A 22554-nucleotide genomic window follows, 5' to 3' on the forward strand; every position below is an offset into this window, starting at 1 on the left:
GACTTGACAAGTAAAAATCAAATGATTATAATAGTTTCACTGATTGTCTAAAAGACGAATTAGACTATACCAATTTTCGAAAGAGGAGGAAATGGCAAGAAACTTTGCCATTGTCAAAGACTATGTGTGGAATTGTCGGCGTTGTTGGAAACGCAAATGCAACAGATATTTTAATTCAAGGTTTGGAAAAACTAGAGTACCGTGGCTATGATTCAGCTGGGATTTTTGTCGTTGGTTCTTCTGATAGCAAGCTCGTGAAATCCGTTGGTCGTATTGCAGATTTATCTAGCAAGGTCGGGGAAAACTTAGAAGGAACAGCGGGAATCGGTCATACACGCTGGGCGACTCACGGAAAACCAAGTGAAGTCAATGCACATCCTCATCAATCACAAACGGGTCGTTTCACCTTGGTGCATAATGGCGTGATTGAAAACTACTTGGACATTAAAGAAACCTACTTAACAGGACATGATTTGAAAGGTCAAACGGACACAGAAATTGCGGTTCATTTGATTGGCAAGTTTGCAGAAGAAGGCTTATCAACTCTTGAAGCCTTTAAAAAAGCGCTGCATATTATCCAAGGTTCGTATGCTTTTGCCTTGATTGATAAGGAAGATTCAGAAACTATTTACGTCGCTAAAAATAAATCACCACTCTTGATTGGCTTGGGAGATGGCTATAACATGGTCTGCTCTGATGCTATGGCGATGATTCGTGAAACTAGCGAATACATGGAAATTCACGATAAGGAATTGGTTATCGTGAAAAAAGATAGCGTAGAAGTGATGGACTACGATGGTAACCCAATCGAGCGTAATAGCTATACAGCAGAGCTTGATTTGTCAGATATCGGAAAAGGGACTTACCCTTACTATATGCTCAAAGAAATCGACGAGCAGCCAACAGTTATGCGTAAGCTCATCCAAGCTTATACCGATGAAAATGGCGATGTGACGGTTGATCCTGCGATCATCTCAGCTGTGAAAGAGTGTGACCGCATTTACATTATCGCCGCAGGAACTTCTTATCATGCAGGATTTGCCTCTAAGATGATGCTAGAAGAATTAACAGGAAAACCTGTGGAGCTAGGCATTGCCTCTGAGTGGGGATATGGTATGCCACTCTTGAGCCAAAAGCCACTCTTTATCTTCATCAGCCAGTCAGGCGAGACTGCAGATAGCCGCCAAGTATTGGTGAAAGTGAATGAACTTGGCTATCCAAGCTTGACCGTGACCAACGTTCCAGGATCCACTCTTTCTCGTGAAGCGACTCATACTATGATTCTTCATGCAGGACCAGAAATTGCTGTGGCGTCAACTAAGGCTTATACGGCTCAAATTGCGACCTTGGCATTTTTAGCAAAAGCAGTCGGCGAAGCGATGGACAATGATAAGGCAAAAGATTTTGATCTAGTTCATGAATTGTCGCTTGTGGCTCAGTCCATTGAGTCAACCTTGTCTGAAAAAGACTTGATTGAAAATAAGGTTAAAGATTTGCTAGAGACGACTCGCAATGCCTTTTACATCGGTCGTGGCAATGATTATTATGTTGCTATGGAAGCAAGTTTGAAATTGAAAGAGATTTCCTACATCCAGTGTGAAGGTTTTGCGGCTGGGGAGTTAAAACACGGAACGATTTCCCTCATTGAGGATGGCACACCTGTGCTAGCCTTGATTTCAGCAAATCCAGTGATTGCCTCACATGCGCGTGGAAATGTATCTGAAGTCGTGGCGCGTGGTGCCAAGGTCTTGACCATTGTCGAAGAAGGCGTTGAAAAAGAAGGGGACGACATTGTCTTGAATAAGGTTCATCCATACCTATCAAGCATTTCTATGGTCATTCCAACGCAGTTGATTGCTTACTACGCATCGCTCCACCGCGGACTTGACGTTGACAAACCAAGAAACCTCGCAAAATCCGTAACCGTAGAATAGAAACAACAGTCGAGAGTAATCTCGGCTTTTTTATAGCCGTTTAGTTGCAATTTATTAGGTTGTTAACTCATCTTGCTCCAACAGTCTGGGAGACTGTTGGGAGAGTGGGACAAAAGTATCCAACCTTGTTACATTTTATAGTTTTAACAGTTTGGCGCAGTAGTTGTCTGGTTTGTAGAATGTTGATAAATCAACATTCTACAAACCTAGTCAACCTTGCGGAGGTGAGAGTAAAATAATCCAGTGGATTATTTTAGCTCGAACTTAAAAATAAAGAAGTGAGGCAAATCGATTTCTTCGAAATCACGATTGAGTCCCACTCCCAAGTTATGCCTGCGACTTGCTACCTTGTACTACATCAAAAGGAAAATATGTCTGTTTTAATGATCTAAAAAACAAGCAAAAACATTTACATAATTTTAGAAATGATTTATAATGATATCTGTAAACAAAATACACTAATATCGCTTATATCACCTTATTTTATTCTTTATGAACGAAAAAATTATGTAATTTTTTAACCAAAAAAGTGTTGACATAATTTTTTGGATGTGATATAATTACAGATGTAAACAAGAAAAGAGTTTACAAAGGCGGAGCGAATAGCTCCATTTCTTAGGAAAGAAGAAAAGTTATGTAATATTTTATGAATAAGTAAACAATAAGACACTGGGTTGTCTTTTCTAAAAAAGCAAAACAAAAATTATGTAAAAAAGAGGTATGAATATGAACAACAATTACAACAACTTTAACAACATGGACGATATTTTCAATCAACTAATGGGACGTATGGGAGGCTACAACACAGAGAGCCGCCGCTATCTCATCAACGGTCGTGAAGTAACACCAGAAGAATTTGCCCACTATCGCGCAACAGGTCAACTGCCACAAGTAGAAGCTCAAGAAACAGGCACACACAATCCGCATTTCAAAAAAGATGGGGTTCTTGCAAAGCTTGGTCGGAACTTGACCGCAGAAGCACGAGAAGGAATGCTTGATCCTGTCATTGGACGCAACAAGGAAATCCAAAAAACAGCAGAAATCCTTTCTCGTAGAACCAAAAATAATCCTGTTTTGGTTGGAGATGCTGGTGTTGGGAAGACCGCAGTTGTCGAAGGTCTAGCCCAAGCAATCGTGCGTGGTGATGTACCAGCCGCGATTAAAAATAAGGAATTGATTTCGATTGATATTTCAGGTCTTGAAGCAGGGACCCAGTACCGTGGTAGTTTTGAGGAAAATGTCCAAAATCTCATGACAGAAGTCAAGGAGATGGGCAATGTCATCGTCTTCTTTGATGAAATTCATCAGATTCTCGGTGCAGGTAGTACCGGGGAATCTGGCTCAAAAGGTCTTGCGGACATCTTGAAACCAGCACTTTCTAGGGGAGAATTGACCGTGATTGGGGCAACGACTCAGGACGAATACCGCAATACCATTTTGAAAAATGCAGCATTAGCACGCCGTTTCAATGAAGTCAAGGTCAACGCACCGTCTGCTGAGGATACCTATAAAATCCTTCAGGGCATCCGCGACTTATACGAGGCGCACCACAATGTTATCTTGCCAGATGAGGTCTTAAAAGCTGCAGTGGATTATTCTGTCCAATACATTCCCCAACGCAGCCTCCCTGATAAGGCCATTGACTTGCTCGATGTGACGGCAGCTCACTTGGCAGCTCAGCATCCTGTCACAGACATTTATGCTCTTGAGGCGGAAATAGCCCAAGAAAAAGAAAAGCAGGAACAGGCTGCACAAAAAGAAGACTACGAAACAGCCTTGAATGCCAAAATCCGTATTGAAGAATTGGAAAAACAAATTGACAACCATGCTGAAGACACCAAGGTGACAGCAAGCATTAACGATGTGGCAGAGTCTATCGAGCGCATGACTGGTATTCCGGTATCACAAATGGGGTCAAGCGACATTGAGCGCTTGAAAGAGATGAATAGCCGTCTCAAGACCAAGGTCATCGGTCAAAATGACGCAGTTGAAGCAGTCGCTCGTGCCATTCGCAGAAATCGGGCAGGCTTTGATGAAGGCAACCGCCCAATCGGTAGCTTCCTCTTTGTCGGTTCGACCGGGGTTGGAAAGACCGAGCTAGCAAAACAGCTAGCACTTGATTTATTTGGAACAAAAGATGCCATTATTCGCCTTGATATGTCTGAATACAGCGACCGCACGGCTGTTTCTAAGTTGATTGGAACAACAGCAGGCTATGTGGGTTACGATGACAATAACAACACCTTGACGGAACGTGTTCGCAGAAATCCTTACTCAATCGTTCTATTAGATGAGATTGAAAAGGCAGACCCACAAGTCATCACGCTTCTACTTCAAGTGCTTGATGACGGACATTTGACAGACGGTCAGGGAAATACAGTTAACTTTAAAAATACAGTCATCATCGCGACCTCGAATGCAGGATTTGGTTACGAAGGTGCAAGTCATAATGAAGAAGACAAGCCTGAAATCATGGATCGTCTCAAACCCTTCTTCCGACCAGAATTCCTCAACCGTTTCAATGCCGTGATCGAGTTCCTACACCTTGGAAAAGCAGATTTGGCAGAGATTGTTGACTTGATGCTGGCAGAAGTCAATCAAATGCTTGCTAAAAAAGAGATGCTGCTAGAAGTGACAGACAGCGCCAAAGAATACTTGATTGATCAAGGGTATGATGAAATCATGGGCGTGCGCCCACTCCGCCGTGTCATTGAGCAAGAGATCCGCGACAAGGTGACGGACTTTTATCTTGACCACCTAGACGCTAAGGAACTCCTTGCGGATATGGTGGATGGAGAGCTTGTGATTAGCGAAAAAGAATGATAGATGAATGATGGGAGGTTGGGGAAAGTACCCAACTTCCTTATTTTTATAGTTTGAGTCGTTTGACGCATATCAATAGTCAGGGAAGTGACTATTGATACCTGAGCCTAGAAATGAGGAGGCGAAATTGACAAAATCGATTTCTACAAAATCACGACTTCTGTCTCACTCCTTTTTTTGATGATATGCAGGTTTGTTTCACACAGTCCAAGTGTGAACACAAGCCTGTGTTTTATTTGGTCTTTTTGTATGCGCTTGCAAGTTCTATAATGAAGATAGGAAAAACAAAAAATAAAAAGAAAAGAGGAGTTCAGAATGGAGATTTTGAAAAACATTCTATTTTGGTTCTCGCAAAATATCTTGCAGAATCCAGCCTTCTTCGTCGGACTATTAGTCCTTGTCGGTTATGCTCTTTTGAAAAAGCCAGGGCATGACATCTTTGCAGGCTTTGTGAAAGCAACAGTCGGTTACATGATTTTGAACGTAGCAGCAGGAGGTTTGGTAACAACTTTCCGTCCAATCCTTGCAGCGCTTAACTTCAAATTTAATATCGGTGCGGCAGTTATCGACCCGTATTTTGGTTTGACAGCAGCTAACACCAAGATCCAAGAAATGTTCCCAGACTTTGTCGGAGCAGCAACAACAGCTCTCTTGATTGGTTTTGGGGTCAATATCTTGCTCGTTGCTCTTCGGAAAATTACCAAGGTTCGGACTTTGTTTATCACAGGTCACATCATGGTGCAACAAGCAGCGACTATCTCGCTCATGGTGCTCTTCCTCATTCCTCAGTTGCGCAATGGCTTTGGAGTGACAGCTATCGGAATCATCTGTGGTCTTTACTGGGCAGTCAGCTCAAATATGACTGTTGAAGCAACTCAACGCTTGACAGGTGGTGGCGGATTTGCCATCGGTCACCAACAACAATTTGCGATCTGGTTTGTGGATAAAGTGGCTGGAAAACTTGGCAATAAAGAAGAAAATTTGGATAACTTGAAATTGCCAAAATTCTTATCAATCTTCCACGATACAGTGGTTGCCTCTGCAACCTTGATGTTGGTCTTCTTTGGAGCCATTCTTCTAGTCTTGGGTCCAGACGTTATGGCCAATAAAGAAGTCATCACTTCAGGTACACCGTTCAATCCTGAAAAACAAGACTTCTATATGTATATCATTCAAACAGCCTTTACTTTCTCTGTTTACCTCTTTATCTTGATGCAAGGGGTACGGATGTTCGTAACAGAATTGACCAATGCCTTCCAAGGTATCTCAAGCAAGCTCCTTCCTGGATCATTCCCTGCGGTGGACGTTGCTGCTTCTTACGGTTTTGGTTCTCCAAATGCGGTACTTTCAGGATTTGCTTTTGGTTTGATTGGACAACTCATCACCATTGTACTCTTGATTGTCTTTAAAAATCCAGTCCTTATCATTACCGGTTTCGTACCAGTATTCTTTGATAATGCGGCGATTGCAGTTTACGCAGATAAACGCGGTGGCTGGAAAGCAGCGGTTATCCTGTCCTTTATCTCAGGTGTGCTTCAAGTAGCACTTGGTGCAGCCTGCGTTGCCCTACTTGATTTGGCAGCATACGGTGGTTACCACGGAAATATTGACTTTGAATTCCCATGGTTGCCATTTGGTTACCTATTCAAATATCTTGGTATTATTGGTTATGTTTTGGTTTGCTTGTTCTTCCTTGCAATTCCACAAATCCAATTTGCCAAAGCAAAAGATAAAGAAGCTTACTACCGTGGGGAAGCCCAAGAGTAAGGCTACTTGTCAACAATAAAATTCTGACATCAGCACTACCTAAGAAACTATCAAAAATAGAAAAATCAAAAATTATATTATCAGGAGGAAAAGAAAATGGTTAAAGTACTAACAGCATGTGGAAATGGTATGGAATCATCTATGGTCATCAAAATGAAGGTGGAAAATGCCCTTCGTAATCTTGGACAAAGCGATTTTACAGTGAATTCTTGCAGCGTTGGTGAGGCAAAAGGTCTTGCAGCAGGGTATGACATTGTCATTGCTTCGGTTCACCTTATCAATGAATTAGAAGGTCGCACCAATGGTAAATTAGTCGGTCTTGATAATCTCATGGATGACAACGAAATTAAGACAAAATTGCAAGAAGTTCTGTAATACTCTTTGAGCATAGGATAGTGATGTAGAGGCTGGGACGAGTATTTCCAGCCTCGTTTGATAAAAAATAAAGGAGAAACTATATGAATTTGAAAAAAGCTTTTACAGAAAACAAGTCAATCCGTCTTGGTTTGACAGCTGAGACTTGGGAAGAAGCGGTACGTTTGGCAGTTAACCCCTTGATTGAAAGTGGAGCGGTCAAAGAAGAATACTACCATGCCATTATTGAATCAACCAAAGAATACGGTCCTTACTACATATTGATGCCTGGTATGGCGATGCCGCATGCCCGTCCAGAAGCGGGAGTGGAGCGCGATTCCTTTGCCTTGATTACCTTGACAAAACCAGTCGTCTTTCCAGATGGTAAGGAAGTGAGCGTTCTCTTGACGCTTGCGGCTACAAGTTCAGACATTCACACATCCGTTGCCATTCCACAAATCATCGCTCTTTTTGAATTGGAAAATTCTATCGAGCGCTTGGTGAATTGCCAATCAGAAGAAGAAGTCCTTGCTATGGTAGAAGAATCTAAGAATAGTCCGTATCTTGAAGGACTTGATTTAGAGTCATAATTTTTTTGGATATTTTTCTGAAATGGTGCGGACGTCAGCAACTCCTACGGATTTCATGACTAAGTTTTGAGCCTTTTGTCTCAAAACTTCCGTGCTTGAGGTTGGGACAAAAGTACCCGATCTCGTTACATTTTGTAGCTCTAACAGTTTAACGCAGTTGTTGTCAGGTTTGTAAAACGCTGATAAATCAACATTCTACAAACCGCGTCAACCTTGCGGGGGTGGGACGACAAAATCGATTTCTTCGAAATCACGATTTTTGTCCCACTCCCAAGCATCTCACCATAGCGAAAAATATCGGATTTGGCTCACTTCGTTCGCTATTTACAACAATTAGAAAATAAAAAATAAAAGAGAGGTTCATATGACAAAACATATTCCAAATTTACAGGTTGCACTTGACCATTCAGACTTGCAAGGAGCGATTAAGGCGGCAGTTTCTGTTGGCCATGAGGTTGATGTGATTGAAGCAGGAACGGTTTGCTTGCTTCAAGTGGGAAGCGAATTGGTAGAGGTGCTTCGTAGCCTCTTCCCTGATAAAATCATTGTTGCAGATACCAAGTGTGCAGATGCTGGTGGAACTGTTGCCAAAAACAATGCGGTGCGTGGGGCAGACTGGATGACTTGTATCTGTTCAGCGACTATTCCAACGATGAAAGCAGCATTAAAAGCAATCCAAGAAGTCCGTGGTGACAAGGGAGAAATCCAAGTGGAACTCTACGGAGACTGGACCTATGAACATGCTCAAATGTGGCTTGATGCAGGGATTTCTCAAGCCATTTACCACCAATCTCGTGATGCTCTTCTTGCAGGCGAAACTTGGGGTGAAAAAGATTTAAACAAGGTCAAAAAATTAGTAGATATGGGCTTCCGTGTGTCTGTTACAGGTGGTCTTGATATTGATACCTTGAAACTCTTTGAAGGAGTGGATGTCTTTACCTTTATCGCAGGTCGTGGCATTACAGAAGCAGAAGATCCAGCGGCAGCAGCGCGTGCCTTTAAGGATGAAATCCGCCGTATTTGGGGGTAGGTTATGGCTAGACCGATTGGAATTTATGAAAAGGCAACGCCCAAGCACTTTACATGGCTAGAGCGCTTGGAGTTTGCAAAAGAACTCGGCTTTGACTTTGTGGAAATGTCGGTGGATGAAAGTGATGACCGTCTCGCTCGGCTTGAGTGGACCAAGGAAGAACGCTTGGAGATTGTTAAAGCCATTTACCAAACAGGTATCCGCATTCCGACCATTTGTTTCTCTGGGCACCGTCGTTATCCGCTTGGTTCAAACGATCCTGCCCTTGAAGCCAAGTCACTTGAAACCATGCAAAAATGTATTGAGCTAGCGCAGGACTTGGGTGTGCGGGTTATTCAGCTGGCAGGCTATGATGTCTATTATGAGGAAAAATCCCCAGAGACCCGCGCTCGTTTCTTGAAAAATCTCCGCAAGGCGTGTGACTGGGCAGAGCAAGCTCAGGTCCTGCTTGCCATTGAAATCATGGATGATCCGTTTATCAATAGCATTGAGAAATACTTGGCAGTCGCTCAAGAAATCAACTCGCCTTATCTCTTTGTCTATCCAGATACGGGTAATCTCTCTGCTTGGCACAATGATTTGTATAGCGAATTTGTCATCGGACATCAAGCACTTGCGGCACTTCATCTGAAAGATACCTATGCGGTGACAGAGACTTCTAAGGGGCAATTCCGTGATGTGCCTTTTGGACAAGGGTGCGTTGATTGGGAAGATACCTTTGCCATTTTAAAGAAAACCAACTACCAAGGACCATTCTTGATTGAAATGTGGTCTGAAAATTGTGAAACCGTAGAGGAGACAAAAGCAGCTATCAAAGAAGCTCAGGATTTCCTTTACCCACTCATTGAGAAAGCGGGGTTGAAGTAATGCCAAAATCACTCGAAGAAATGCGCCAGCGTGTCTATGAAGCCAATGTAGCTCTTCCTGAGCATGGCTTGGTCAAATTCACTTGGGGAAATGTATCTGAGGTCTGCCGTGAATTGGGACGGATTGTCATTAAACCGTCTGGCGTGGACTACGATAAATTAAGCCCAGAAAACATGGTTGTGACAGACTTAGACGGAAACGTTGTCGAAGGGGATCTGAATCCGTCTTCTGACCTTGCGACCCATGTGGCGCTTTATAAGGCTTGGCCAGAAATCGGTGCCGTTGTCCATACTCACTCGACAGAGGCAGTTGGTTGGGCGCAGGCAGGGCGTGATATTCCGTTTTACGGAACGACTCATGCGGATTATTTCTATGGACCAATTCCATGTGCTCGCTCGCTCACAGCTGATGAGGTCAATACAGCCTATGAAAAAGAAACAGGCAGTGTCATCATCGAGACCTTTGCAGAACGTGGCATTGACCCTGTTGCCGTTCCAGGAATTGTCGTGCGCAACCACGGTCCATTCACTTGGGGGAAAGATCCAGCTCAGGCGGTCTATCACTCTGTCGTGCTAGAAGAAGTAGCAAAAATGAACCGCTTTACGGAGCAAATCAATCCGCGCGTAGAGCCAGCACCTAAGTACATCATGGACAAGCATTATCTGCGCAAACACGGTCCAAATGCCTATTATGGACAAAAAGGCGATGCGCATTAAAACTTCGGTATAGTCATTTAACTTCTATGCTTTGAGCCCTTGGCTTAGGATTAAATGGCCCTCAAAGACGAATAAATAGAAAAGAGAGGAAGCATATACGATGGATGCCCGTTTTCCTCTCTTTTTGGTAGGATTGGAAATTTCTGAAACATAGCTTTTCAACGCTAAATATGTTAAACTATGAAAAGAAAAGGAGATGGGAATTGATGGTACTCGATAAAAGCAGTTTTGAACTGCTGGATTATATAATGGAGTTGACAAGTCCAGAGACAGTGATGAGCATTTCGCGTGCGATGGGACAGTCTCGGCGGAAAATCTATTATCATTTGGAGAAGATCAATGACTCTCTTCCACAGGAGATAGATCCGATTGTCAGTCTTCCAAGGGTTGGTATTTTATTAAATGATGCCCAAAGAGCAGCCTGTCAGCTCTTACTGGATAGCGTGGATTCGTATAGTTATGTAATGAGTATGGAGGAGCGGATTCAGCTCATGACGATTTACATCGCCATTACCTCTGAGCGCGTGACGATTGAAAAGCTTATGGCGCTAACCGATGTATCACGCAATACGGTTTTAAATGATCTGAGTGAAATTCGGGCGCAGTTAACGACCGAGCAATTCAAGGTATATCTCTATGCGACCAAGTCTGAGGGCTATTTTTTCAAATGCCATCCGCTCAACAAAATTCAATACGTTCATTCCCTTCTCTATGATGTCTTTTCAAAACCCAACGAGGGATTTTTAACGATTATTAATGAAAAGGTGCCTTATTTTGAAGGGTGTGAGCTCCTCTTTAATCCTGCATTGGTAGAGTTTCTTGCAGAGCAGGTTAATCAGCTAGAAGTTGACTTGGGCAAGAAAATCAATCATTATGAGATCGAGTTTATGCTCAAAGTTTTACCTTATCTGCTTCTTAGCTACCGCAATATGGCTTTAAAGCCAGCTGAGCAAGGAGAAATCAAGCGAGAATTTGGCTTGATTCGAAAACGAATCGAGTATAAGGTAGCGCATAATTTAGCTTCATCCTTATCCGAGCGCTTTGAGGTAGAGCTTGATGAGATTGAGATTTCCCTTATTGCCATGCTCCTCTTGTCTTACCGCAAGGACAAGGACATTCATACCAATAGCCAAGATTTTGCAGAGATTAAGACGACTTTGGAGCATTTTATTGCTGATTTTCAAAAGCATTCGGTCTTTGAGTTAGAAAATGTCGAAACGCTCATGAGAAATCTCATCATGCATGCCAAGGCCTTGCTCTTTCGCAAAACTTACGGTATTCTCTCGAAAAACCCCTTGACCAGACAGGTTAAAAAGAAATACCAAGATTTGTTTGTGTCTGTGAAGCTATCTTCTCATATCTTGGAAGAGGAATGGTTCATTCAGCTGACAGATGATGATATTGCTTATTTTACCATTCATATCGGCGGTGCGCTCAAGCATCGGCATATTCAAAATCCTTCTTGTAGTCAGATTTATCTGGTTTGTGATGAAGGCGTGGGTGTTCAAAAATTGCTCTACAAGCAGTGTCAGTCCTATCTTCCTCCTGATAGTATCAAGGCGGTTTTTACTACGGAGCAATTTCGCAGTGTAGAGGACATTTTAGAGATGGACTTGCTGATTTCAACCAGTGATAATCTGCGAGCTTCTTTTCCGATCTTACAGGTCGAGCCTGTCTTGACCTATGAAGATGTCATGAAAATCAATCATTTTCTGACCTATCACACCATGAAAGAGAGCAGCAAGCAATTTCAGCCGCACTTGGAGCAGCTCTTGTCTCGCTATCTCACAAAGAAACGAGATGTAGCAGAAGTGATGAATAAAATTCAAGAGTTGATACAAGATGACCTTCTATTAGCCAAAATTGAAGACAATCATTTACAAGATCTATATTGACAGAGAACTGGGGAATGCCCCAGCTTTTTTAGATTGGACAATTCTTTCATTTAAGTTATGACTGTAATTTATTACCTAGTACGAAATAAAACCACAAGAGTGGAGAAACTATTGACAGTCCAAAACTGAACACAAGCCTGTGTTTTATTTGGTCTTTTTTTGAACACATGAAAGCGTTATACTAAAGCTATAAACAAGCCTATCAGGAGGAAATATCATGGCAAAAGTGAACGAAATTACAAGAGAATCATGGATTTTGAGCACTTTCCCAGAATGGGGAACATGGCTCAATGAAGAAATCGAAGAAGAAGTAGTTCCAGAGGGAAACTTCTCAATGTGGTGGCTAGGGAACTGCGGTATCTGGCTTAAAACACCAGGCGGTGCAAATATCGTCATGGACCTTTGGTCAGCTCGCGGAAAATCAACTAAAAAAGTAAAAGACATGGTGCGTGGACACCAAATGGCCAACATGGCAGGTGTACGCAAACTTCAACCAAATCTTCGTGTGCAACCAATGGTCATCGACCCATTTGCCATCAATGAATTGGACTACTATCTTGTATCTCACTTCCACAGTGACCACATCGACATCAATACAGCAGCGGCTATTGTCAACAATCCAAAATTAGACCACGTGAAATTTGTCGGACCTTACGAATGTGGGGAAATCTGGAAAAAATGGGGTGTGCCAGAAGAGCGCATTATCATCGTAAAACCAGGCGATAGCTTTGAAATCAAGGACATGAAAGTCCATGCGGTAGAATCCTTTGACCGTACTTGCTTGGTGACCTTGCCAGTAGAAGGAGCAGAGGCTCAAGACGGTGAATTGGCTGGACTTGCTGTGACAGATGAGGAAATGGCTCGTAAAGCAGTTAACTATGTCTTTGAAACACCAGGTGGAACAGTGTACCACGGTGCAGACTCTCACTTCTCAAACTACTTTGCAAAACACGGTCGTGACTTCAAGATTGATGTTGCCTTGAATAACTACGGTGAAAACCCACTTGGTATCCAAGATAAGATGACCTCTATCGATCTACTTCGTATGGCTGAAAATCTTCGTGCCAAGGTCATCATCCCAGTTCACTATGATATTTGGTCAAACTTCATGGCTTCAACTGATGAAATTCTTGAACTCTGGAAGATGAGAAAAGAACGCTTGCAATACCAATTCCACCCATTCATCTGGGAAGTTGGGGGCAAGTACACTTATCCAATGGATCAAGACCGTATTGAATACCATCACCCACGTGGATTTGACGATTGCTTCTTAGAAGATTCAAATATCCAATTTAAGGCTTTGCTATAATGTTGTAGAATGAAAAGGGAATCTTGCTCCGGCTATTCCCTTTCTGATTTGTCCGCATATCATTGCGTTATGCGGATATTTTTCATATAATAGAAGGTAGAAAATCGAAGGAGAAACCTTATGTCAAACTTATCAGTCAACGCAATTCGTTTCCTTGGTATTGACGCCATTGAACAATCAAAATCAGGTCACCCTGGAGTGGTTATGGGTGCAGCACCTATGGCTTATAGCCTCTTTACCAACCAAATGCGCATCAATCCACAAGTGCCAAACTGGATCAACCGTGACCGCTTTGTCCTCTCAGCTGGACATGGTTCTATGCTCCTTTATGCTCTTCTTCACCTATCAGGCTTTGAAGAAGTGAGCATGGATGAAATCAAAAATTTCCGCCAATGGGGTTCTAAAACACCAGGTCACCCAGAATACGGTCACACTGCTGGGGTAGACATTACGACTGGACCTCTTGGTCAAGGGATTGCGACGGCGACAGGATTTGCCCAAGCAGAACGTTTCCTTGCAGCTAAGTACAATAAAGAAGGCTACAATATCTTTGATCACTATACTTATGTTATCTGTGGAGATGGGGACTTGATGGAAGGGGTATCTGCTGAGGCAGCTTCTTACGCTGGTTTGCAAAAGTTAGACAAGCTCATCGTTCTCTATGATTCAAATGATATTAACTTGGACGGAGAGACCAAAGATTCCTTTACAGAAAATGTCCGTGCCCGCTATGAGGCTTATGGTTGGCATACGGATTTCGTTGCAGACGGTACAGATGTAGTAGCCATTAACCAAGCTATTGAAGCTGCAAAAGCAGCAGGTAAGCCAGCTCTTATCGAAATCAAAACTATCATCGGTCATGGTTCACCAAACAAACAAGGAACAAATGCTGTTCACGGTGCGCCACTTGGAGCAGAAGAAGCAGAAGCAACTCGTAAGGCCTTGGATTGGAACTATGCGCCATTTGAAGTACCAGCTGAAGTGTATGCTGATTTCAAGGAAAAAGTCGCTGATCGTGGTCAAGCAGCCTATGCGGCTTGGGAAACATTAGTCGCAGATTACAAAGCAGCCTACCCAGAATTAGCAGAAGAAGTTGCAGCTATCCTTGAAGGTCGTGATGTAGCAGACTTGAAACCAAGCGACTTCCCAGCTCACGAAGCAGGTTTCTCACAAGCAACTCGGAATTCAAGCCAAGATGCCATTAACGCAGCAGCTAAAGTGCTTCCAACCTTCCTCGGTGGATCAGCTGACTTGGCACACTCAAACATGACCTACATCAAAGAAGATGGTCTGCAAGATGATAGCCACCGCCTCAACCGCAATATCCAATTTGGTGTGCGTGAATTTGCTATGGGTACGGTCTTAAATGGTATGGCAGCCCACGGTGGAATTCGTGTCTATGGTGGTACCTTCTTCGTCTTCTCAGACTACTTGAAAGCCGCTATCCGCTTGTCAGCCCTTCAAGGATTGCCAGTGACCTATGTCTTTACTCACGATTCGATTGCCGTTGGAGAAGATGGTCCAACTCATGAACCAATTGAGCATTTGGCAGGACTTCGTGCAATGCCAAACTTGACTGTTTTCCGTCCAGCAGATGCGCGTGAAACACAAGCAGCTTGGTACTTGTCATTGAAGAGCACATCAACACCGTCAGCCCTTGTCCTTACTCGTCAAAACTTGACCGTAGAAGAAGGAACAGACTTTGACAAGGTAGCAAAAGGTGCTTACGTGGTTTATGAAGAAGCAGGATTTGATACTATTCTTCTTGCATCAGGTTCAGAAGTGAACTTGGCAGTCAATGCAGCCAAAGCTCTTGCAGCTGAAGGCATCAAGGCTCGTGTGGTTAGCGTACCATCGACAGAACTCTTTGACGCTCAAGATGCAGCCTACAAGGAAGAAATCTTGCCAAACGCTATCCGTCGCCGTGTAGCCATTGAAATGGGTGCGACTCAAAGCTGGTACAAATATGTCGGCCTAGACGGTGCTGTACTTGGTATCGATACCTTTGGAGCATCAGCGCCAGCTGCAAAAGTCATTGAAGAATATGGCTTTACGGTGGAAAATGTGGTCAATACTGTTAAAGGATTGTAAGATTTATTTACTTAGGGAGTGGGACAAAAATCGTGATTTCGTAGAAATCGATTTTGTAGTCCCACCCCCGCAAGGTTGACGCGGCTTGTAGAATATTGATTTATGAATGTTTTACAAGCCCGACAACTACTGCGTCAAACTGTTCAAACTATAAAAATAAAGAAGTTGGGTACTTTTGTCCCAACCTCTTTTTCTGTATTTTATGATAAAATAAAGAAAAATGGAGGCGTTTTCTTATGGTAGAAAAAGAAGCAATGATTTATCAATTATTAGCGGAATTAGGGATTGACTACGTTCGATTAGACCATGAGCCGATTAGCTCTGTTCGAGATACGGAGATTCGTTTGCCAGGACAGTAAGTGAAAAATCTCTTGCTTAAAACGAAGAAAGGGCGACAATTTTACCTCTTCATTTTGCCAGATGAAAAGATTGCAAATATGAAGCGATTAGCAGAAAATCTAGGAGAAAAACGTTTATCCTTTGCCGGTGATAGTGATTTGGAGAATTTACTCCAAGTAGAAGCTGGAGCAGTCACACCCTTTGGACTGGTATTTGATAAGGAACATCAGGTACAGGTCTTGGTTGATGATACCGTTGATGAAAGCCTAACTGTCGGTTTTCATCCCTTTGTCAATACAACAACACTGAATATTACTTATCAGGATTTTTTACGATTTGCAGACTTTACCGGTCATGAGGTGAGACGGGTATTAGGATAGCGAAAAATCAATTTTTATACTTTTTCATGTATAATGAAACACTTTGTGCATGCTCCATTTATATTTATTTTTGACCGTAGAAAGCTAATATCTACGGTTTTTCTATGATGCGTGTTTTCTTTCTGTACTCTCTTGTATTCTGTCGTATGCATATGATATGCTAACATTATAATGAGACTTTGACCAATAAAGGAGGAAATATGAAGTGCATCATAAACTATTTAATTCTAAAGTCCAAAATTTTCGAATGTGGAAATCAGGGAAACGATGGCTTTTTGGAGCAAGCGTTCTGGTTGCACTTGCATGTGGGAATTCTGTTTCTGTATTAGCTCAAGAAACAGGAACTAATCAGCTTTTAGATAGCGGAAGCGCTATCGAACAGACAACTGTTGTTCAAGAGAATCGTGTTTCAGACACTGAGTCACAAGTAGACAATCTGACTCCTGAAACAACTAGCGAAACGACAGCTACTGATATGGATTTGCCGGCAAAAACAGCTAGCGATTCGTTGTCTCCAACAAAAGAACTTAGTGAGGAACCTTCCTCTACTAGCACCAAAGAGATTGAAGAACCTGTATTAGAATCTAAATCTCAGAAATCAGATGAAGAAAATCAAACACCGCCAACAATATCTGAGAATCAAGCATGGACTCATGGAGTGTCGAAGCCAAGTAAGGAAGAACTAACTTGGCAGAAAGAGTACTATCAAGGTTATTATACAGCACCTTATAAAGATGGAAGTCATCTTTTCGATGTCAATAAGGAGTATGCTGCAAGGGGTAGTGAATTTGGGTTATGTTCTGCAGGAGTTGCTGCCAACATGCTTCACTGGTGGTTAGTTAATAATAAAGAGCATGTAGATAAATATTTGCAAGAATCCGCGACAAATGGTGTTGTGACAACAAAAAGTCGTGTCATTGATTTACGAGACCACAAAGATTATATTGGGGAGCAGCATAAAAGTAAGATTTTTGATTTATTTAAGACTTATTTTCTATATCGAGCTGTCTATATAGATAAAGTGTTAGATCTCTTTTTTAGCGGTTATCCTAATGCTTCTGAGTATCAAGTCAATCAAGAGACAGACTATAACGATAAGGAAGAAAAAGGACTCCTTGATACGCGAGGTGGCTTTTTCAAGGATGTTTTTGAACAGCACTTACTCACCAGCCGAGAAGATGTGAGCGATTATACCTCTATTGGGAATAAAATCAAACAAGCTTTAAATAAGAAAAAGGCTTTGGCAATTGACTATCTCTTTAAGCAAGGCAGAGGACATGCTGTTACTGTCTGGGGAGCGGAGTTTAATGAGAACGGACACCTAAAGGCGCTCTATGTAACAGATACAGATGATTATACTTCTGTAATTGATGCAAAAGATGGTAAACCATTACAAAGCTTAAAACGTTACCAAGTTGTTAATAGAGATGGCAAAGCCTATATTTCAAATAATTATGATGGTACGAGTGGTGTTGCTATTCGAAATCTATATACCTTAGATTTAGGTACAAAACATTGGGAAACTTATTTTTCTAAGAGCAAAGAAGAGCGTGACAGGGCTACGCGGAAAAAAATTATGAGTGTGGTTTGTTTAGCGCAAACTAAAGCTGATCTTGTTGAAGCGATAAAGAGACCATGGGGAGGAGGATTCTCAAAACAAGATATAGAATTGCTCCAGAAAATCCAAAATGCAGACTTTACAGACGATGAGTTTGGATCGTTTCATGCAAGATTGCTAGACATATTATCAGTGTCAAACATGCAAGGAGATAGACAATGGGATGGGCGTTTTCCTAGTCCTGGTCAAAAACTTCCACTGATTAGTAAGCAGAATACTCTATCTGAGTCAACCCCAATCACTCCGAGGATGCCAGAGATTCCGCGCTTGACTTCTACACAAGTAGACCCAAAAATGGAGTTGAAACCTGTCACTCCAAATCCTGCCGATACACCAGATGTGTCGGTGATTCCTCAATCTGATGCGAATGTGCATATTGGTTCAAAGAGTACCATTCTTCCGCCGAAGAACTCAGAACCATCAACGCCAGAACTTGGTTCCAAACCAGAGTTGAACATTCCGACTCAATCAGATTCAGAACCAACTGTTCCAGAGACTCCACGCTTGACTTCGACACAGGTAGGCCCAAAAACGGAGTTGAAATCTGTCACTCCAAATCCTGCCGCCACATCAGATGTTCCAGTGGTTCCTCAGTCTGATTCGAATGTGCATGTTGATTCAAAGAGCACTCTTCTTCCTCCGAAGAACTCAGAGCCATCAACTCCTAAGTTAGATAGTTCATCTGACACACACCCAATTTCACCGAGAGTAGCAGAGATTCCGCGCTTGACTTCTACACAAGTAGACCCAAAAATGGAGTTGAAACCTGTCACTCCAAATCCTGCTGCCACACTAGATGTTCCAGTGGTTCCTCAATCTGATTCGACTGTGCACGTTGGTCCAAAGAGTACCATTCTTCCGCCGAAGAATTCAGAGTCGTCAATTCCCGAACTTGGTACTAAACCAGAATTGAAAAATCCAACTCAATCAGATTCAGATCCAACTGTACCAGATACTCCAGATTCCACTTCAACTCAGGTAGGCCCAAAAACGGAGTTGAAATCTGTCGCTCCAAAGAGTGCCGATAAACCAGATGAGTATGTAACTCCTCATTCTGATGAAAATGTCCATATTGGTTCAAAAAGTGCCATTCTTTTTCCGAAGCAAGCAGAACCATCAATGCCAGAGCTGTCTACTCCTAAGTTAGATAGTCCATCTGACACACAACCCATTTCACCGATGATGCCAAAGATTCCACGCTTGACTTCGACACAAGTCGGACCAAAAACGGAGTTGAAATCTATCTTTCCAAAGAGTGATGCCACACCAGATGAGCATGTAACTCCTCAATCAGATGAAAATGTCCATATTGGTCCAAAGAGTACTATTCTTTCACCGAAGAACTCAGAACCATCAACGCCAGAACTTGGTTCCAAACCAGAGTTGAACATTCCGAATCAATCAGAGTCAGAGTCCACTATTCCGAGTGCACCAGAGACCTCATCTTCAACACAGGTAGGCCCAAAAATGGAGTTGAAATCTGTCACTCCAAAGAATGACAACGCACCAGATGTGCCATCTATTCCTCATCTTGATGTGAATGTATATGTTGGTTCAAAGAGTACCATTCTTCCACCGAAGAAAGAAGAACCATCAACGCCAGAGCTTGGTACTAAGCCAGAGTTGAACATTCCGAATCAAACTGCACCAGATTCAATTCTTCCGAGTGCACCCGAGACCTCATCTTCAATACAGATAGGTTCAAAAACGGAGTTGAAATCTATCGCTTCCAAGATTGCCGATACATCAGATGTGTCAGTGGTTCCTCAGTCTGATTCGAATGTGCATATTGATTCAAAGAGCACTCTTCTTCCTCCGAAGAACTCAGAGCTATCAACTCCTAAGTTAGATAGTCCATCTGACACACACCCAATTTCACCGAGAGTAGCAGAGATTCCGCGCTTGACTTCTACACAAGTAGACCCAAAAATGGAGTTGAAACCTGTCACTCCAAATCCTGCCGCCACATCAGATGTTCCAGTGGTTCCTCAGTCTGATTCGAATGTGCATGTTGATTCAAAGAGCACTCTTCTTCCTCCGAAGAACTCAGAGCCATCAACTCCTAAGTTAGATAGTCCATCTGACACATACCCAATTTCACCGAGAGTAGCAGAGATTCCGCGCTTGACTTCTACACAAGTAGACCCAAAAATGGAGTTGAAACCTGTCACTCCAAATCCTGCTGCCACACTAGATGTTCCAGTGGTTCCTCAATCTGATTCGACTGTGCAGGTTGGTCCAAAGAGTACCATTCTTCTACCGAAGAACTCAGAACCGTCAACACCAGATTTGGGTACTCAACTAGAATTGAAAAATCCAAATCAATCAGAGTCAGAGTCTACCATTCCGAGAGTCCCAGAGACCTCATCTTCAACTCAGGTAGGCCCAAAAACGGAGTTGAAGTTGGTCACTCCAAATCCTGCCGATACACTAGATGAGCCAGTTATTCCTCAGCTTGATGCGAATGTGCATGTTGGTTCAAAGAGTACCATTCTTTTACCGAAGAACTCAGAGCCGTCAACACCAGATTTAGGTACTCAACCAGAATTGAAAAATCCAAATCAATCAGAGCCAGAGTCTACCATTCCGAGAGTCCCAGAGACCTCATCTTCAACTCAGGTAGGCCCAAAAACGGAGTTGAAGTCGGTCACTCCAAAGATTGCCGATACACTAGATGAGCCGGTTATTCCTCAGCTTGATGTGACTGTGCATGTTGGTTCAAAGAGTACCATTCTTTTACCGAAGAACTCAGAGCCGTCAACACCAGATTTAGGTACTCAACCAGAATTGAAAAATCCAAATCAATCAGAGCCAGAGTCTACCATTCCGAGAGTCCCAGAGACCTCATCTTCAACACAAGTAGGACCAAAAACGGAGCTAAAATCTGTCACTTCTAAGAGTGATGCCACACCAGATGTGCCAGCTGTTCCTCAGTTTGATGCGACTGTGCATGTTGGTTCAAAGAGTACCATTCTTCCACCGAAGAAAGAAGAACCATCAACGCCAGAGCTCGGTACTAAGCCAGAGTTGAAGATTCCTGAGCGACATACTCTATCTGACTCAAAAACTGTTGTTCTGAGTGAGCCAGAGACTTCAAAATCACCTTCTGTGCTGGATCGCTCAAGTAAAAAAGACGATCACATGGATAATAAAGCATCATCTGATAGTAAACATGAGATGAGCAATCAAGTAACTGAAAAGAATCAAGTGAAATCAGCCGCCACAAAAGTTAAAAAGGGCATAAGAGCTTCGCATATTCATTATCTAAGCATGGTTCCAGTATTTCTATTAGTAAGTATTTGGGGACTGAAACAATTGAGAAAAGGAAAATGAATGTTTAGTTTCCTTTCGCTGTGAATTGCAATGACTCATTGTAAAAAAGGAAACAGGTATTAGGAGAGTGAGAGAAATGGTTATGGATAGCCTGTCAACAATGTAGCTGAGTTGGGGTCAATGAAGCTAAAGTAATGTTGTAAGGCAAATCGTTAATCTTGCTAGTGATAGGTGTGCTCATGATGTGAGAATAGATACTCTCCAGATTAGTTACTGGGAAATTCAGCCCAAACTTGAAAAGCAGCTCCTCATTTGTTATAATAAATAATATCTGAACAAAAGGAGCAAACAATGCCAACATTATTGATTATGCTGGTTGTGTTGATGGGGTCTATGTACTTCATGCAACGCAACCAAAAGAAACAAGCCCAACAGCACATGGATCGCTTAAATAAGCTTGAAAAAGGGACAGAAGTTGTCACAATCGGTGGTCTGTACGGAGTGGTTGACGAAGTTGATCATGACAAACGCACGGTGACTCTTGATGTTGATGGCGTTTATTTGACGTTTGAACTCATTGCTATCAAGCGTATCTTGAGTGAACCTGCCGCGACTCAAGCAGTTGTCCTTGACGAAGTAGCGACAGACGATGTAATCGAAGCAGATTCTGCAATCGAAGAATAAGAACGAAAAAGACAGAGATTGATTATTTCTGTCTTTTTTGTCTATTTCTATCGCTCTATAAGGTAGAGAAAAGTGCATTTTATCCGCTTTTGTGGTATAATGAAATGATAAAATTTTATTAGGAATAAGACAGATGTTTGGTTTTAAGAAAAAAGAAAAAATTGACCTTCCTTTACAAGTTCCTAAGCATATAGGGATTATTATGGATGGAAATGGACGCTGGGCGAAAAAGCGTATGCAGCCGCGAGTCTTTGGGCATAAAGCAGGCATGGAAGCTCTTCAGAGTGTGACCATTGCGGCTAAAAATTTAGGTGTTCAGGTCTTGACCGTCTATGCCTTTTCAACAGAAAATTGGAAGCGACCTGAAAAAGAAGTGAAATTCATCATGAATTTGCCTGTGGAGTTCTACGAGCGCTATGTTCCAGAATTGCACAAAAATAATGTGAAAATTCAGATGATTGGAGATACCGAAAGACTCCCAGAAGCGACCTATCAAGCGCTTTGTAAGGCAGAAGAATTGACCAAGCTAAACACGGGTCTCATCTTAAACTTTGCTCTCAACTATGGAGGTAGAGCAGAGATTACCCAAGCCATTCGGATGATTGCGCAGGATGTGCTGGATGCGAAGTTCAATCCTGGAGATATCAGTGAAGACATGATTGATGATTACCTTCAAACAAGCACGCTTCCGCGCGTTTTGCGTGATCCAGAATTGATTATTCGGACGAGTGGAGAGCTGCGGTTGAGCAATTTCCTACCTTGGCAGAGTGCATATAGTGAGCTTTATTTCACAGATACCTTGTGGCCAGACTTTGGTGAAAAGACGCTTGAGGGAGCTATCAAAGAGTATAATCGCCGCAATCGTCGCTTTGGAGCGATTTAGG

Annotated in this window: 14 protein-coding genes and 1 pseudogene; all 15 read left to right on the forward strand. The window is 42.5% G+C overall.

The features are described from left to right. Window positions 1-122 precede the first annotated feature (122 nt). The 15 genes and pseudogenes from glmS (at window position 123) to AB1I63_09445 (ending at window position 22553) form a co-directional block, all read left to right on the forward strand. Window positions 123-1934: a glutamine--fructose-6-phosphate transaminase (isomerizing) gene (glmS, locus tag AB1I63_09375; protein ID MEW4355041.1), complete on the forward strand. Its 1812-nt coding sequence runs from the start codon at window positions 123-125 to the stop codon at window positions 1932-1934. Between the two features lie 726 nt (window positions 1935-2660). Beyond that, a complete protein-coding gene (locus AB1I63_09380) occupies window positions 2661-4757 on the forward strand; it encodes an ATP-dependent Clp protease ATP-binding subunit (GenBank protein ID MEW4355042.1) in 2097 nt (698 codons plus the stop codon). A 315-nt stretch (window positions 4758-5072) separates the two neighbouring features. Continuing rightward, a complete protein-coding gene (locus tag AB1I63_09385; GenBank protein ID MEW4355043.1) occupies window positions 5073-6524 on the forward strand; it encodes a PTS ascorbate transporter subunit IIC in 1452 nt (483 codons plus the stop codon). Between the two features lie 96 nt (window positions 6525-6620). Further along, window positions 6621-6899 (forward strand): PTS sugar transporter subunit IIB, encoded by a 279-nt coding sequence (locus AB1I63_09390; GenBank protein MEW4355044.1) that lies wholly within the window; start codon window positions 6621-6623, stop codon window positions 6897-6899. Window positions 6900-6982: 83 nt separating this feature from the next. Further along, window positions 6983-7468 (forward strand): PTS sugar transporter subunit IIA, encoded by a 486-nt coding sequence (locus AB1I63_09395; protein MEW4355045.1) that lies wholly within the window; start codon window positions 6983-6985, stop codon window positions 7466-7468. 364 nt (window positions 7469-7832) lie between these two features. Beyond that, window positions 7833-8498, forward strand: coding sequence for a 3-keto-L-gulonate-6-phosphate decarboxylase UlaD (locus tag AB1I63_09400; GenBank protein ID MEW4355046.1), 666 nt, complete (start codon window positions 7833-7835; stop codon window positions 8496-8498). A 3-nt stretch (window positions 8499-8501) separates the two neighbouring features. After that, window positions 8502-9365 carry an L-ribulose-5-phosphate 3-epimerase gene (locus tag AB1I63_09405; GenBank protein MEW4355047.1) on the forward strand — a complete coding sequence of 288 codons (864 nt, stop codon included), beginning with the start codon at window positions 8502-8504 and terminating at the stop codon, window positions 9363-9365. Continuing rightward, complete coding sequence (locus AB1I63_09410) at window positions 9365-10081, forward strand: L-ribulose-5-phosphate 4-epimerase (protein MEW4355048.1); 717 nt, start codon at window positions 9365-9367, stop codon at window positions 10079-10081. The genes AB1I63_09405 and AB1I63_09410 overlap by 1 nt, the downstream gene beginning before the upstream one ends. 206 nt (window positions 10082-10287) lie before the next feature. Next, on the forward strand, window positions 10288-11976 hold the full coding sequence (locus AB1I63_09415) for a transcription antiterminator (protein MEW4355049.1): 1689 nt from the start codon (window positions 10288-10290) through the stop codon (window positions 11974-11976). Between the two features lie 217 nt (window positions 11977-12193). Then, window positions 12194-13285, forward strand: a complete 1092-nt coding sequence (gene ulaG, locus AB1I63_09420) for an L-ascorbate 6-phosphate lactonase (GenBank protein MEW4355050.1) — start codon at window positions 12194-12196, stop codon at window positions 13283-13285. Window positions 13286-13405: 120 nt separating this feature from the next. Continuing rightward, window positions 13406-15376, forward strand: a complete 1971-nt coding sequence (tkt, locus tag AB1I63_09425) for a transketolase (protein MEW4355051.1) — start codon at window positions 13406-13408, stop codon at window positions 15374-15376. Between the two features lie 236 nt (window positions 15377-15612). Further along, window positions 15613-16095: pseudogene (locus AB1I63_09430) on the forward strand (prolyl-tRNA synthetase associated domain-containing protein). Between the two features lie 205 nt (window positions 16096-16300). Continuing rightward, window positions 16301-21046: an IdeS/Mac family cysteine endopeptidase gene (locus AB1I63_09435; protein ID MEW4355052.1), complete on the forward strand. Its 4746-nt coding sequence runs from the start codon at window positions 16301-16303 to the stop codon at window positions 21044-21046. A gap of 291 nt (window positions 21047-21337) precedes the next feature. Beyond that, window positions 21338-21670, forward strand: coding sequence for a preprotein translocase subunit YajC (yajC, locus tag AB1I63_09440; protein MEW4355053.1), 333 nt, complete (start codon window positions 21338-21340; stop codon window positions 21668-21670). Between the two features lie 133 nt (window positions 21671-21803). Beyond that, window positions 21804-22553: an isoprenyl transferase gene (locus AB1I63_09445; GenBank protein MEW4355054.1), complete on the forward strand. Its 750-nt coding sequence runs from the start codon at window positions 21804-21806 to the stop codon at window positions 22551-22553. Window position 22554 lies beyond the last annotated feature (1 nt).

This window comes from Streptococcus pneumoniae (genome assembly GCA_040719455.1).
GTDB lineage: Bacteria > Bacillota > Bacilli > Lactobacillales > Streptococcaceae > Streptococcus > Streptococcus pneumoniae_G.

What these genes read in the sequence shown, in the direction of transcription:
- glmS (MEW4355041.1), top strand. Translation starts at nt 123, where the DNA reads ATGTGTGGAATTGTCGGCGTTGTTGGAAACGCAAATGCAACAGATATT.
- AB1I63_09380 (MEW4355042.1), top strand. Translation starts at nt 2,661, where the DNA reads ATGAACAACAATTACAACAACTTTAACAACATGGACGATATTTTCAAT.
- AB1I63_09385 (MEW4355043.1), top strand. Translation starts at nt 5,073, where the DNA reads ATGGAGATTTTGAAAAACATTCTATTTTGGTTCTCGCAAAATATCTTG.
- AB1I63_09390 (MEW4355044.1), top strand. Translation starts at nt 6,621, where the DNA reads ATGGTTAAAGTACTAACAGCATGTGGAAATGGTATGGAATCATCTATG.
- AB1I63_09395 (MEW4355045.1), top strand. Translation starts at nt 6,983, where the DNA reads ATGAATTTGAAAAAAGCTTTTACAGAAAACAAGTCAATCCGTCTTGGT.
- AB1I63_09400 (MEW4355046.1), top strand. Translation starts at nt 7,833, where the DNA reads ATGACAAAACATATTCCAAATTTACAGGTTGCACTTGACCATTCAGAC.
- AB1I63_09405 (MEW4355047.1), top strand. Translation starts at nt 8,502, where the DNA reads ATGGCTAGACCGATTGGAATTTATGAAAAGGCAACGCCCAAGCACTTT.
- AB1I63_09410 (MEW4355048.1), top strand. Translation starts at nt 9,365, where the DNA reads ATGCCAAAATCACTCGAAGAAATGCGCCAGCGTGTCTATGAAGCCAAT.
- AB1I63_09415 (MEW4355049.1), top strand. Translation starts at nt 10,288, where the DNA reads ATGGTACTCGATAAAAGCAGTTTTGAACTGCTGGATTATATAATGGAG.
- ulaG (MEW4355050.1), top strand. Translation starts at nt 12,194, where the DNA reads ATGGCAAAAGTGAACGAAATTACAAGAGAATCATGGATTTTGAGCACT.
- tkt (MEW4355051.1), top strand. Translation starts at nt 13,406, where the DNA reads ATGTCAAACTTATCAGTCAACGCAATTCGTTTCCTTGGTATTGACGCC.
- yajC (MEW4355053.1), top strand. Translation starts at nt 21,338, where the DNA reads ATGCCAACATTATTGATTATGCTGGTTGTGTTGATGGGGTCTATGTAC.
- AB1I63_09445 (MEW4355054.1), top strand. Translation starts at nt 21,804, where the DNA reads ATGTTTGGTTTTAAGAAAAAAGAAAAAATTGACCTTCCTTTACAAGTT.